This window comes from Paeniglutamicibacter sp. ORCA_105, from assembly GCF_045798545.1.
In the GTDB taxonomy this organism is placed as follows: Bacteria; Actinomycetota; Actinomycetes; order Actinomycetales; family Micrococcaceae; genus Paeniglutamicibacter; species Paeniglutamicibacter sulfureus.
On record NZ_JBIXLM010000008.1, the window covers coordinates 17,860 to 30,394 of the forward strand.

12 protein-coding genes are annotated in these 12,535 nt (G+C 66.6%); 5 read left to right on the plus strand and 7 right to left on the minus strand.

Features of this window, described 5'->3' with window-relative positions:
* Positions 1-14 precede the first annotated feature (14 nt).
* Genes tcuA through ACIPUB_RS05765 form a run of 3 tightly spaced genes read left to right on the plus strand, consistent with a single transcriptional unit; the run spans position 15 to position 2,935 of the window.
* Positions 15-1,499, plus strand: a complete 1,485-nt coding sequence (gene tcuA, locus ACIPUB_RS05755) for an FAD-dependent tricarballylate dehydrogenase TcuA (protein ID WP_407606500.1) — start codon at positions 15-17, stop codon at positions 1,497-1,499.
* Between the two features lie 50 nt (positions 1,500-1,549).
* Positions 1,550-2,203 (plus strand): GntR family transcriptional regulator, encoded by a 654-nt coding sequence (locus ACIPUB_RS05760; protein WP_407606501.1) that lies wholly within the window; start codon positions 1,550-1,552, stop codon positions 2,201-2,203.
* A 30-nt stretch (positions 2,204-2,233) separates the two neighbouring features.
* Positions 2,234-2,935 (plus strand): NADPH-dependent F420 reductase, encoded by a 702-nt coding sequence (locus ACIPUB_RS05765; RefSeq protein WP_407606502.1) that lies wholly within the window; start codon positions 2,234-2,236, stop codon positions 2,933-2,935.
* A gap of 73 nt (positions 2,936-3,008) precedes the next feature.
* Here the strand turns inward: ACIPUB_RS05765 and ACIPUB_RS05770 are convergent, their stop codons facing one another.
* Together ACIPUB_RS05770 and ACIPUB_RS05775 are read right to left on the minus strand one after the other, a co-directional pair.
* Complete coding sequence (locus ACIPUB_RS05770) at positions 3,009-3,809, minus strand: 3-hydroxybutyrate dehydrogenase (RefSeq protein ID WP_407606503.1); 801 nt, start codon at positions 3,807-3,809, stop codon at positions 3,009-3,011.
* 81 nt (positions 3,810-3,890) lie between these two features.
* A complete protein-coding gene (locus ACIPUB_RS05775) occupies positions 3,891-5,276 on the minus strand; it encodes an MFS transporter (protein WP_407606504.1) in 1,386 nt (461 codons plus the stop codon).
* Between the two features lie 155 nt (positions 5,277-5,431).
* Between ACIPUB_RS05775 and ACIPUB_RS05780 the strand changes: the two genes are divergently transcribed.
* Complete coding sequence (locus ACIPUB_RS05780; protein WP_407606505.1) at positions 5,432-6,361, plus strand: LysR family transcriptional regulator; 930 nt, start codon at positions 5,432-5,434, stop codon at positions 6,359-6,361.
* A gap of 1 nt (position 6,362) precedes the next feature.
* Here ACIPUB_RS05780 and ACIPUB_RS05785 read toward each other — a convergent pair whose 3' ends face one another.
* Complete coding sequence (locus ACIPUB_RS05785) at positions 6,363-7,322, minus strand: D-2-hydroxyacid dehydrogenase family protein (protein WP_407606597.1); 960 nt, start codon at positions 7,320-7,322, stop codon at positions 6,363-6,365.
* 200 nt (positions 7,323-7,522) lie between these two features.
* On the opposite strand from ACIPUB_RS05785, the gene ACIPUB_RS05790 reads away from it, so the two are divergent.
* Positions 7,523-8,104, plus strand: coding sequence for a GNAT family N-acetyltransferase (locus ACIPUB_RS05790; RefSeq protein WP_407606506.1), 582 nt, complete (start codon positions 7,523-7,525; stop codon positions 8,102-8,104).
* Positions 8,105-8,402: 298 nt separating this feature from the next.
* On the opposite strand, the gene ACIPUB_RS05795 is transcribed toward ACIPUB_RS05790, so the two are convergent.
* The 4 genes from ACIPUB_RS05795 to ACIPUB_RS05810 all read right to left on the minus strand — a co-directional run bounded on the left by ACIPUB_RS05795 (position 8,403) and on the right by ACIPUB_RS05810 (position 12,368).
* Entirely contained in the window at positions 8,403-9,281 is an 879-nt protein-coding gene (locus ACIPUB_RS05795) for an SDR family oxidoreductase (protein WP_407606507.1), read from the minus strand.
* 461 nt (positions 9,282-9,742) lie between these two features.
* Complete coding sequence (pcaC, locus tag ACIPUB_RS05800; protein ID WP_407606508.1) at positions 9,743-10,150, minus strand: 4-carboxymuconolactone decarboxylase; 408 nt, start codon at positions 10,148-10,150, stop codon at positions 9,743-9,745.
* Entirely contained in the window at positions 10,147-10,962 is an 816-nt protein-coding gene (locus ACIPUB_RS05805; RefSeq protein WP_407606509.1) for an alpha/beta fold hydrolase, read from the minus strand. The genes pcaC and ACIPUB_RS05805 overlap by 4 nt, the downstream gene beginning before the upstream one ends.
* Positions 10,959-12,368 (minus strand): lyase family protein, encoded by a 1,410-nt coding sequence (locus ACIPUB_RS05810; RefSeq protein WP_407606510.1) that lies wholly within the window; start codon positions 12,366-12,368, stop codon positions 10,959-10,961. The genes ACIPUB_RS05805 and ACIPUB_RS05810 overlap by 4 nt, the downstream gene beginning before the upstream one ends.
* Positions 12,369-12,535 lie beyond the last annotated feature (167 nt).

Below are 12,535 nucleotides of genomic sequence, written 5' to 3' on the forward strand. Positions count from 1 at the left end.
CGATCATGGGCAGCATGGAAAACGAAGCAGGCAACGAACTCGCGGCAGACGTCATCGTCGTGGGCGGCGGCAACGCGGCCTTCACCGCGGCGCACGCCGCGAGGGAGCGCGGGCGCAAGGTGCTGCTGCTCGAGAAGGCACCGCGCGAGCTCTTTGGCGGCAACAGCTACTACACCGCCGGTGCCACCCGCATCGCCCACAACGGCATCGAGGACCTGAGTGACTTCATCGAAGCCGACGAACGCCACGCCGTCAGCGAGGTCCCGCCGTACTCCGCCGCCGATTATGCGGCCGACCTCAAGAAGGTCACCGAGGGACGCAACGACCCGGAGCTGACCGAGGTTTTGGTCAACGAGGCCGCACCGGGCTTGCGCTGGCTCCAGAGCCTGGGCCTGAAGTACCGCCTGATGTACGAGCGCCAGGCCTACGAACGCGAGGACGGCAGCTTCCTCTTCTGGGGCGGCCTGCACGTCGGAAACGTCGGCGGCGGCGAGGGTCTGATGGCCGACCACGTCGCCGTTGCCGAGAAGCTCGGCACCGAGGTCCGCTACGGACAAGATGTCTTTGACATCATTCTCGAGAATGGCGTGGCCAAGGGCGTCAAGGTCCGTGGCGAGGACGGAAGCGTGCAGGAATTGCGCGCCGAATCCGTCATCCTGGCGGCCGGAGGCTTCGAATCGAACCCGGAAATGCGCCGCGAGCACCTCGGCGAGGGCTGGCAGAACGCCAAGATCCGTGGCACTGCCTTCAACCATGGCGAGATGATCAACGCCGGTCTGGCCGCCGGCGCGGTCAAGGGCGGGGACTGGGGAACCTGCCACTCCGTGCAGTGGGATGCCTTCACCGCAAAAAACGAGTCAAACCGCGAGCTGACCAACCGACTGACTCGCCAGAGCTACCCGCTGGGCATCATCGTGAACAACCGTGGCGAGCGTTTCCTGGACGAGGGCGCGGATTTCCGCAACCTCACCTACGCCAAGTACGGACGGGTCATCTTGCAGCAGCCGGATTCCGTCGCCTACCAGGTCTTTGACGCCTCGCTGCGCCCCATGCTGCGTGCAGAAGAGTACGAGATGCCCGGAATCTCCGAGGTCATCGCCGACACCATCGAGGAACTGGCCGACAAGCTGGGCGTGGACGCCGCGGCTCTGTCCAAGACCGTCAGCGATTTCAACGGCTCCATCGACACCTCGATCGCCTATGACCCGAACGTGCTCGATGGCCGCGCGGCCAAGGTGACCCCGCCGAAGAGCAACTGGGCCATGCCCCTGGAGACCGGCCCGTTCTATGCCTACCCGGTCACCTGTGGCATCACCTTCACCTTCGGCGGCCTGAAGTCCGACACCCACGGCCGCGTGCTGACCGAGGACGGCGAGCACATCGACGGGCTGTATGTCTGCGGCGAAATGCTCGGCGGCCTCTTCTCCGCGAACTACCCGGGCGGTTCCGGGCTTGCCGCCGGCGTCGTGTTCGGACGCCGTGCCGGTACGCTGGCCTAGGCAAGAAATTACGACGGAGCCCCCTTCACGCGGGGCGGAGGTGGGTTGAGATGGCGGCAAAGGTGGACTCGGAGACGATCCATGCCGAACTGCGTGCCGAAATACTGCACGGTTCCCACGCCCCAGGCACCGCGTTCAAGGAAGTGGCCCTGGCCGAGCGCTTCGGCGTCTCGCGCACCCCGGTGCGCGAGGCGCTGGGCCGGCTGGCGCAGGAGGGGTTGCTCGAGCGCGGGGTCCGCGGGCTCCAGGTGCGCAACATCGACCCCGAACAGCTCATGCAGGTCTACGACCTGAGGATCTTGCTGGAGGGCCAGGCCGCCCTGGAAGCGGCGGCCACGCGGACCGAGATGGACCTGATCCGCCTCGAGGGCCTGGTTGAACGCGACAGGGCATTGCCGGATCCTGATGACCAGACGCGCCTGCGGACCAACATCGAGTTCCACTCCGCACTCTGGACGGCCGCGCACAACCCGATCCTCAAGGACCTGCTGGATCGCCTGTCGACCCACCAGATCCATGCGCCGTCCTCGACGCTGTCGGTCGGCGCCAGGTGGGCGGAATCCCTGGACGAGCATGCCGAAATGGTGCGGCTCATCCGGAACCGTGATGGCGCCGCGGCACAGGAAGCCATGCGCCGGCACATGGGCGAGGCGCGCAGGATCCGCCTCTCGCTCTTTGGGCAGATAGGTGTGCCCAACGGCTGAAATGCCGACGCCGCCCCGCCCGACAAGGGCTTGACCGGGCCCCACCGGTCCGCATGGAATGCCGAGGGCCGTGAAGTTGTTGTGATCCACATGACAACCATCGGCATCATCGGTGCAGGAAACATTGGCTCCCAGATCGCACGCAAGGCCGTGCAACTGGGTTACGACGTGGTCATCGGCAACTCGCGCGGGCCAGAAACCTTGACGGACCTGGTAGCCGAATTGGGGCCCCGGGCGCGTGCCGCGACGGCCTCGGAAGCCGGGACCGCGGCGGACTTTGCCGTGCTCACCATCCCCCTGAAGAACCTGGACCGGATTTCGGCGGAATCGCTGGCCGGCAAGGTAGTGATCGACACCAACAACTACTACTGGGAACGCGACGGCCACATCGACGCCCTGGATCGCGGAGAGACCACGACCTCGGGCATGGTCCAGGAGCACCTGCGGGACTCGCGGGTGGCCAAGGGCTTCAATCATATTCTCGCAGCAGAAATCACCACGACCGGAAGCCCGGAAGGGACCGAAAACCGACGGGCGCTGGCCACTGCCAGCGACCATGCAGACGCCTCGGCACTCGTGGCCGAGCTCTACGACGAGTTCGGCTTTGACACCGTGGACATCGGCCCGCTCTCCGAGAGCTGGCGGGTGGAACGCGACCGCCCCGCCTACGTGGCGCGGCAGAATGCGGCAGAGCTGGAGACAAACCTGGCTCGTGCCCCACGGACCGTCTAGAACGCTGCGGCAAGCCGACCCCTGCGCTGCTCCCGGCAGCACGAGGCGCACGAACACCGGGAGACGGCGAAAGCTAACGGGCCGACCAGCCGCCGTCCATGGTGTAGCTGGCACCGGTCACCATGGACGCCTCGTCACCGGCCAGCCATGCCACCAGTGATGCCACTTCCTCCGGTTCGACCAGGCGCTTGATGGCGCTTTCGGTCAGCATGATCTTGGCCAGCACCTCGGCCTCGGGGATGGAATGGACCCGGGCCTGGTCCGCCAACTGCTTCTCCACCAGCGGGGTCCGCACGTAGCCAGGGTTGACGCAATTGCTGGTCACGCCGTACTCGCCGCCTTCGAGTGCGGTGACCTTGGACAAGCCCTCGAGCCCGTGCTTGGCGGTGACGTAGGCGGACTTGAAGGGCGAGGCCCGCAGTCCATGCACGGAGGAGACGTTGATGATCCGGCCGAATCCCTGCGCGTACATCTTCGGCAGTGCAGCACGGATCAGCAGGAACGGGACCTCCAGCATGAGGGTCATGATCCGGCGGAAGTCCGCCGGGTCAAAGTCCTGGATCGGGCTGATGTGCTGGATCCCGGCATTGTTGACCAGGATGTCCACCCCGTCGAGGGCTTCCGCCAGCTTGTCCTCGGCGACGGCGGCCGGATCCAGCAGATCGACCACCCAGCTTGAGCCGCCGACCTCCGCCGCCACCGCCTCGGCCCCCTCCCGGTCCCTGTCCGCGACGATGACGTGGGCGCCGCGGGCGGCCAGCGCGCGCACGACGGCCAAGCCGATCCCGCTGGCGCCGCCGGTGACCAAGGCCCGCCTGCCCGTCAGTGTCTGGAGGGCAGATGCGTTCATCCGTGCGGTTTCCTGGTTGGTCATGAAAGTTCCCTAACGTAGAGCATGGTGGTGCCTGGTGCCTGGTGCCTGGTGCCTGGTGCCTGGTTGCGGGCGCGGAGGCGCTCAGTTGCTGACCCGGGCCGTGTTGAGCCCGTGCTTGCGGGCGTCGGCGTCGTCGATGTCGTGCAGGGAAGCACCCCGGGTTTCCTTCAGGGTGATGACGGCGACGGCGGTGATGGCACAGGCCACCGCCACATAGATGGCCACCGGCAGCCAGGATCCGAAGTCCTTCAGCAAGGCGGTCGCGATGATCGGTGCCATCGAACCTGCAACGATCGAGGTGACTTGGTAGCCCAGGGAGACGCCTGAGTAGCGCATGCGGGTCGGGAACATCTCGGCCATGATGGCCGGCTGGCCCGCATACATCAGCGCGTGGAAGCACAGTCCGATGGTGACGGCGGCGATGATGACCAACGGATTCCGGGTGTCGAACATCGGGAAGGCGAAGAACGCCCAGCTGGCTCCGAGCACTGCACCGGCGAGGTAAACCGGCTTGCGGCCGAAGGTATCCGAGAGCCGCCCGACCTGCGGGATCACGATGAAGTGGATGACGTGGGCCACCAGCAGGGCCAGCAGCAGCTGGCTCGTGTCATACGCGTGTACCGTCTTCAGGTACACGATGGTGAAGGACACGATGATGTAGTAGAGGATATTCTCGGCAAAGCGCAGGCCCATGGCACCGAAGATGCCCTTGGGGTACTTCTTCACAACTTCCAGCACGCCGTAGTTGACTGCCTTGTCGGCTTCCACCTGGGCGCGGGCCTCAAGGAAGATCGGCGCCTCGGAAACGTGGGTGCGGATGTAGTAGCCGATCACGACGATGACCGCCGACAGCCAGAAGGCCACGCGCCAACCCCAGCTCAGGAATTGGTCGGACGGAAGGATCCACGACATGCCCAGCAGCACCAGGGTGGCCAGCAGGTTGCCCACCGGAACGGCTGCCTGGGGCCAGCTGGACCAGAAGGCGCGCGATGAGTTGGGGCTGTGCTCGGCCACCAGCAAGACGGCTCCGCCCCATTCGCCGCCCACGGCGAAGCCCTGGACGAAGCGCAGGATCACCAGCAGTGCCGGCGCCCAGTAGCCGATGGAGTTGAAGCCGGGCAGGCAACCCATCAGGAAGGTGGCCACGCCGACCATGATGATGGTGACCTGCAGGGTGTGCTTGCGGCCGAGCTTGTCGCCGATCTGGCCGAACACGATGCCGCCCAGCGGCCGGGCGATGAAGCCCACGGCGTAGGTCAGGAATGCCGCGATGATGCCGTCGAGCTCCGAGCCTGCGTTGGGGAAGAAGAACTTGCCGAAGACCAGCGAGGCGGCGGTGGCGTAGAGGAAGAACTCGTACCACTCCACCACCGTGCCCACCATCGAGGCTGCGACAATCTTTTTCAGCCCGGATTGCTCGGTCTCCGGCTTCGTCACGGTGATGTCCGTGGGTTTGTTGACGCTCATCGTCTGACTCCTTTGTTCTGCCGTGGTCAACGTTGACATCGGCGTTGCGGGTGGCCCTGTGGTCCAGCACACAGGAAGACTCCACCCAGTATGGACAGAAGCGGCTTTCTGCAACAATGACCAGTTGAGCAGAGATCGGGTGCACAATTGCAGATATGAACCTCCAGTCCACCGCCGCCTCCCCGAACCCCCATCACTTGCTGATCCTGCTCGCGGTGGCGCGCACCGGAAGGTTCACCACGGCTGCCGAGTCCCTGGGCTTGAACCACACCACCGTGTCACGGCAGATCGCCGCTCTGGACAAGAGCCTGGGCGGCCGCACGCTGGCCCGCACCGTGGGCGGCTGGGAGCTGACCGACCTGGGCCGCCGGGCAGTGCGGGCGGCCGAGGACGTGGAAACCGCGGTGGCCACCATCAACGAAGGCGAGCAGGACGCGGACAAGATCACCGGCGTCGTGCGCATTTCCGCCACGGATGGTTTCAGCGCGTTCATCATCGCACCGGCGGTTGCCCAGCTGCGCCGCAAACACCCGAACCTCAGCGTGGAGATCGTCAACGTCACCCGCCGGGCGCTGCAGCACCGCTCCGGTCTGGATCTGGAAGTGGTGGTCGGCGAGCCCCAGGTGCACCGGGCGGAGGCGATTCTGCTCGGACACTACACGCTGGGGATGTACGCCTCGCGCCGCTACCTCGAAGACTTCGGCACGCCCGGAAGCATCGCCGAACTGGGCGAGCACCGGCTGGTGTACTTCGTCGATTCGATGCTTCAGGTCGACGCGCTGGATGCCCCGCGGCGGCTGGTTCCCGGAATGCTGGATTCACTCAGTTCCACCAACGTCTTCGTCCATGTCGAGGCCACGCGTGCCGGCGCCGGGATCGGCTTCCTGCCCTGCTACATGGCCGGCCGCCACCGGGACCTGGTGCGGCTGCTGCCCGGCGACTTCGCCGAACGCCTGCCGTACTGGATGGTGCTGCGGCCGGACTCGTTGCGCCAGCCCGCCGTTGCGGCGGTGGCCGAGGCGCTGCGCCGCCGCACGGCAGCCCTCGAGAACGCCCTGCTGGGCACCGAACCGCTGCCCGAGTAGGTCAGGCCAGCAAATTGACGGGCGTCCCGGCCGCCCAAGCGGCGATATCCTCCACCGCACCGGTGTAGAAGATCCCGAACTGCTCTTGGGTCACGTAGCCCAGGTGCGGGGTGGCGATGATGCCCGGGGTCTGCAGCAGGTGGTGGTTCTCCGGCAGGGGCTCGACATCGAACACGTCGATGGCAGCCACTGCGGGTGCGCCGGCGCCAAGCGCGGCAACCAGCGCATCCTCGTCGATGATGGGGCTGCGCGAGGTGTTGACCAGGATCGAACCGGGTTTCATCAGCGCCAGTTCCTGCGTGCCCACCACCCCGGTGGTGCGGTCGGAGAGTTTGAGATGGATGGTGAGCACGTCGCTGCGCGCAAAAAGCTCGTCCTTGCCCACCAGCTCGGCCCCGGCTTCGTCGGCTCGTTCGGCGGTCAGGTTCTGGCTGTGGGCGATGACCTGCATCCCGAAGGCCTGCCCGATCCTGGCAATCTGGCTGCCCAGCTTGCCCAGGCCGTAGACCCCAAGGGTCTTTCCCGACAGCTCCGTGCCCAGGGTCTGTTGCCACGGTTGGCCGGCGGCTCGCGGCCGCGAGGAAGAGATCAGCTCCACGTCCAGGCGGCGGGCCGCGGCCAGGATCAGTGCCCAGGTGTGTTCCGCGGCGGCGGCGGAGCTTCCCGCGGTGCCGCATACCGTGATGCCAAGGTCATGTGCCGCGTCCAGGTCGATGGATGCGTTGCGCATCCCGGTGGTGACCAGCAGCTTCAGTCCGGGCAACTTGCGCAGCCGGTCTGCGGTGAAGGGGGTGCGTTCGCGCATGGCGACGATGACGTCGAACCCTTGGAGTGCGCTGGCGACGGTGTCGTCATCGTGCCCGAGGAAACCCGAGAAGAAGACGGTCCCGCCCGGCAGCGAGTCCCAGTCCGCCAGGGATTGGGCAACATTCTGGTAGTCATCAAGGACGGCAATGCGCATGGCATCATCATAGGCGCCGCGGACGGCTACGGTGGAGGTGCGCCGCGCCCCGGAGGTCGGCGGAGAACTCGCGTTGAAGCTCGCGCTCATGCCCGAAGCGACACTGCTCAAAGGCCACGTCGAGCCCCCCCCCGCCCTTGTGCCAAGGCAAGGCGTGGCGGATGTATCGCATCAGCAGATGGCCCTGCGACACTTGTGCCATGAAGGCGCCGACAATTGACTTCTCCCGCAAGTGCTCACTTCCCGGCAGCCTGGTGACTCTTCGGCCTGTGACCATGGCTGACGTGTCTGCACTGCATGCCGCGCTCAGGGATACCGAGCTGGCGGTGCTGACGGGCTCAGTTCACGATCGCACCGAGGCGCGGCACAAGGAATGGAGCATGGCTGAATTGGAGGACATCTACCGACGCTGGGCGGTCGCCGAAGACCGTATCGTTTGGGCAATCGTTGACCATGACTCGGGAGAGGTCGTGGGCGAATCCGTTCTCAATGACCTCGATCTCGGCAACCGCTCCTGTGGCTTTCGCATCTGGATCTCGGGTGCCCGCAACAAAGGCTTGGGAACCGAAGCCACCCGACTCACGATGCGCCACGCTTTCGCAGACCAAGGACTCAACCGTGTCGAGCTCGAGGTCTATGACTTCAACCCCCGCGCCCGGCATGTGTACGAGAAGGTCGGCTTCGTCCATGAGGGCGTCAAGCGGCAAGCGCTCCGCTACGAAGGTGGGTGGATCGATGCGCACGTCATGTCCATTCTCGCCTGTGAATGGGCCGACCATTGAGGCGACCCGGCGCAGGCGGTAGCGCCGGGCCGCGGCATCGAATGCATGATCCGCCCACTGGGGGATCGGAAATCCCACCGCAAATGCGAGGGAAAGTCGGCGGCTGGCCCGTGTCATGCGACAAGGATGCCTACGAGCCACGCAACGAAAGTCGAGCGTAGCTTCAACTTCCTCTGGTACTGCGCGGGATGGCGACCCGTTACGGCGTGCTTGCCCTGGCTTGCCGTTCGGCCTTCGTGCTCCCTGCTGCGCTCACCAGGAGTTCTGCCATCGAGAAATCACCATTGGGAGACGATCCCTACGCTTGTTGTGCCGCAAGGGTGGCGGCGGCGAAGCGAACGGCCTCGCCCAGCGTCGTCGCGGGCCTGCCGATCAGGGTTGCCAGGGCGTTGCCCTCGACGAGCAGCTCGCCGCGGGCGATGCCGCTGTCGCTGTCGGCCAGGATCCTGGCGAAGGACACCGGCACTCCGGCGCCGGTGAGCAGGTGGGAGAAGTCCTCTTCCGACAGGTCCTGGTAGGTCACTGCCTGGCCCGTGGCGGTGCTGACCTCGCGTGCGAGGTCCTCAAGGGTGAAGGATTCTTCGCCGCCCAGCTCGTAGACCATACCCGCCTGGTCCTCCGCGAGCAGCACCGCTGCGGCAGCTTGTGCAAGATCGGCCCTGGTGGCGCCGTTGAGCCGGCCATCACCGGCGCTGCCGAAGACGGAGCCGTGCTTCAAGTAGCCAGTCAACTGCTCGGTGTAGTTCTCCAGGTACCAGCCGTTGCGCAACAGGACGTAGGGGACCCCGGAATCGCGCAGTGCCCGCTCGGTTGTCTGATGGTCCTCGGCCAGGGCCATGGTGGTGGTGTCGGCGTTGGGGATGCTGGTGTAGGCCAGCAACTGGACACCTGCATCCTTGGCCGTCTCGATGACGTCGAGGTGCTGGGCCACGCGCGGGCCCGGCTCGCTGCCGGAAACCAGCAGCAATTTCTCGACACCGGTGAATGCCTCGCGCAGCGACGCGGGGTCGGAGTAGTCCATGGCGCGGACCTGGACCCCGAGTTGTGCGAGGTCGGCGAGCCTCGAGAGGTTCCTGCCCCCGGCCACAATCTGTTCCGCGGGAACATTGCGCTCCAGGAGCGCTTCAACAACGAGGCGGCCGAGCTTGCCGGTGGCGCCGGTGACGAGAATGGTCATGGGGGTCCCTTCAAGGAATAATGACTGTCCCTCGTCACAACCACGGATCCGGAACATTACTTCCCGAAAGAGGGAACGCACTTTCTGCAGGGTGCCTTCACCTCGGCAACCAGCGGCCACCAATCAGTGGATGTGGAATGCCGCGGCGAGCCGGGATTTGCCGTCGAGCGGAAGCTAGCGGAATGGTTCGACTGAAGAGATATGAGCTTGCTGCGGCTTGGCTGAGCTCGATAGCGGCCTCAGCGGACAGGCGCATGCAACCTTGGATTCCTGCGACAGTGAATTCCCGGGTCTGGCCTTCCACCTGTACGGCACACCGGAACCCGGCGATGCATCCGCACTTCAGGACCTCGGCCGCTTTTGGCAGGCCCGCGGACACCCGGAAATGAACCAAAAACGCGGGGCTCCGCACGATTCAGCTGAATCGTGCGGAGCCCGGTGCCTTGTGTGTGGCCGGATGCCTATTTGGCGTCCTGCGCTTCGTACTCGGCCAGCACTGCCTTGCCGATCTTGAACGCGGTGTTGGCCGCCGGGACCGAGCAGTAGATGGCCGACTGCAGGAAGACTTCCTTGATCTCGTCCGGGGTCATGCCGTTGCGCAATGCGGCGTGCACGTGCATTTCCAGTTCTTCCCAGTAGCCGCCGGCGATCAGCGCGGTCAGCGTGATGGCGCTGCGGGTGGTGCGCGGCAGTCCGTCGCGGGTCCAGATGGTGCCCCAGGCGTAGCGGGTGATCATTTCCTGGAACTCGTCGGTGAAGTTGGTCGAGTTGGCCGTGGCGCGCTCGACGTGTTCGGTGCCGAGCACCTGCTTGCGGACCTCGAGTCCGGCGTCGTATGTGTCGCCGGGCAGGCGTGTTGAATCGGTCATGCCTTGGCCTCCTGTGTGACGGAAGCAAAGAACTCGACCAACAGTGCGGCGGTGGCCTTCGGGTCCTCGGCCGGGGCCAGGTGCGCGACGGTGTCGATGGTGGCCGCCTGGGCGTTGGGTGCGTGCTCGGCAATGAACTGCGCATCGGCCGGCGGGCAGACGACGTCGTGGGCACCGGCGATGGCCAGGATCGGGTCCTGCATGGACGGGAGCGCCTCGCGCAGGTCGAAGCCGGCCAGGGCGCCGCAGACGTGCGCGTAGGCAAAGCGGTCCGCATCCTGCAGGTTGTGCAAAAGGTCGGTGGACACCACCGGGTTGGCCTCGATGAAGCCGGGGGCGAACCAGCGCTCGGCCGAACCGGAGACCACCACCGGGGTGCCGGCCTTGGCCACGAGCTCGGCGCGTTCCTTCCAGCCCTCCGGGGTACCGATCTTGGCCGCGGAGCAGATGACCGAGAGTCCGGCGAAGGCGCCGGGGAAGTCGTTGGCCAGCTGCAGGGCGATGGCCCCGCCCACGGAAACGCCGGCGTAGAACAGCGGTGCGGCCGCGGTGATGGCCTTGTCGGTCTCCAACGCCTCGATCATCTTGATGACCCCGGCGGCCAGCTCGGCCATGGAGAATTCCTCGGTGGACGGCGCGGACTCGCCGTGGCCGGGCAGATCCCAGGCCACCAGCTGGAAGTGCTCCTTGAGGAACGGCACGGCTGGTCCCCACAGGGCCAGCGAGCCGGTGCCCAGCGAGGGGCCCAGCACCAGGGTGGGGAGGTCGGCTGCCGAATGCAGCAGGGACGGGGTCAGGGCGGGAATGCTCATGAGTCCTTCCAATCTGTGAAGTCTTCGCGGATACGGGTAATGAAATCGGTGGCCGAACCCAGGTAGCCGGCCGGGTCCAGCAGGTCATCGAGGAACAACTGGTTGTCCATGTCCGAGGGCAGCGCCCCCTGCAACAAGGTGCGCAACGGGGTGCCGGTGCGCAGGGATTCAAGGACCAGCTCCTGCACCGCGGCCTTGCCGCCCGCCACCAGGGGTGCGGCGACGGTGGAGATGCGTTCGGAAACCAGCAGGTCCCCGGACAGGGCGATGTTCCGCGCCATGGCCTCGGGGTGCACGCCCAGCCCGGTGGCCAGGATTGCCGCATGGTGTGCGGCGCCCCCGGCCAGGCGGATCAGTTCACGCAGTGAAGCCCACTCGGCGTGCCAGCCGCCGTCGGGGCGTTCGTCCACCGCCGTGCCGGCAGCGGTGTAGAGCGCGGCAACGTGGGCAGGGGCGGAGAACGCGGCATTGCGCAGCAGCACCGAATGCACGGGGTTCTGCTTTTGCGGCATGGCGGAGGAGCCACCCTTGCCCGCCTCGCGGGGTTCGGAGAGCTCGCCGATTTCCGGGCGGGATGCGGTGAGTACGTCAGCGCCGAAGGTGCCGGCGGCGGCGATGACGGAGCCCAGCGCGGAACCCAGCCCCAGCACCGGCTGGCGCACCGTGTGCCACGGTGCGATCGGTGCGGCCAGGCCGAGTTCGTCCGCAAGCGCGGCGGTGAGCTCGTGTGCGCGTTCGGCCAGGCGCTTTTCGGACTTGTAGGGCAGCGCGGAACCCAGGCGCTGGTGCAGCGAGGCCAGGGTGCCCACGGCACCGCCCCATTGCAGCGGCAGGGAGGCGGCGACGGCGTCCAGTTGGCGCCCGGCTGCGGTGAGGGATGCCAGCCAGTTGGCGGCGCGCAGCCCGAAGACGGTGGGCAGCGCATGTTGGGTCAACGAGCGCGCCACGCACAGGGTCGAAGCGTGTGCCGCGCTGAGTTCGGACAGGGCGCCGGCGGCGGCGAGCAGGTCGGTGCGGACGTCCGCGATGGAACGGGACGCGATGAGCATCAGGGCGCTGTCGATGATGTCCTGGCTGGTGGCCCCGCGGTGCAGGGCGGTCGCGGCGGTCGCCGGGGCGCCCGTGTCAGCGAGCTGCTTGCGCATCATGCCCAGCAGCGGGATCAGCGCGTTGGCGCCGTCCGGGCCCGCGGCGGCCAGTGCGGCCAGGTCGTAGAGTTCGACCTTGGCGATCTGCTCCACGGCCTGCGCATCCGCGGAGCTGCACAGCCCGGCTTCGGCCTGGACCTTGACCCAGGCTGCCTCGACATCGAGCATTCCCTGGGCAAACGCGGCGTCCGAGGCGGCTTTCGCCACGGGCGTCGCCGCCCATGCCGGGGTCAACAATCCGTAATCGGCCGGGTACATGGGCGGTGCTTCTCCTGTAGGTCTGTGGTTCGGGGGGTGTTGCAGGCGGTGGGGGCGTGAACCCCACAAAACCCCCGCAGCGCGGGAACCCGCCTTTTCCATCATCCCGGTTTGGGAGGGGATCGGCGAGTTCCGTGGCGCACGGGGGTCACATGCGGGATGCGGCG

What these genes read in the sequence shown, in the direction of transcription:
- tcuA (WP_407606500.1), top strand. Translation starts at nt 15, where the DNA reads ATGGAAAACGAAGCAGGCAACGAACTCGCGGCAGACGTCATCGTCGTG.
- ACIPUB_RS05790 (WP_407606506.1), top strand. Translation starts at nt 7,523, where the DNA reads ATGAAGGCGCCGACAATTGACTTCTCCCGCAAGTGCTCACTTCCCGGC.
- ACIPUB_RS05770 (WP_407606503.1), bottom strand. Translation starts at nt 3,809, where the DNA reads ATGACCAACCAGGAAACCGCACGGATGAACGCATCTGCCCTCCAGACA.
- ACIPUB_RS05785 (WP_407606597.1), bottom strand. Translation starts at nt 7,322, where the DNA reads ATGCGCATTGCCGTCCTTGATGACTACCAGAATGTTGCCCAATCCCTG.
- ACIPUB_RS05805 (WP_407606509.1), bottom strand. Translation starts at nt 10,962, where the DNA reads ATGAGCATTCCCGCCCTGACCCCGTCCCTGCTGCATTCGGCAGCCGAC.
- pcaC (WP_407606508.1), bottom strand. Translation starts at nt 10,150, where the DNA reads ATGACCGATTCAACACGCCTGCCCGGCGACACATACGACGCCGGACTC.
- ACIPUB_RS05760 (WP_407606501.1), top strand. Translation starts at nt 1,550, where the DNA reads ATGGCGGCAAAGGTGGACTCGGAGACGATCCATGCCGAACTGCGTGCC.
- ACIPUB_RS05795 (WP_407606507.1), bottom strand. Translation starts at nt 9,281, where the DNA reads ATGACCATTCTCGTCACCGGCGCCACCGGCAAGCTCGGCCGCCTCGTT.
- ACIPUB_RS05780 (WP_407606505.1), top strand. Translation starts at nt 5,432, where the DNA reads ATGAACCTCCAGTCCACCGCCGCCTCCCCGAACCCCCATCACTTGCTG.
- ACIPUB_RS05775 (WP_407606504.1), bottom strand. Translation starts at nt 5,276, where the DNA reads ATGAGCGTCAACAAACCCACGGACATCACCGTGACGAAGCCGGAGACC.
- ACIPUB_RS05810 (WP_407606510.1), bottom strand. Translation starts at nt 12,368, where the DNA reads ATGTACCCGGCCGATTACGGATTGTTGACCCCGGCATGGGCGGCGACG.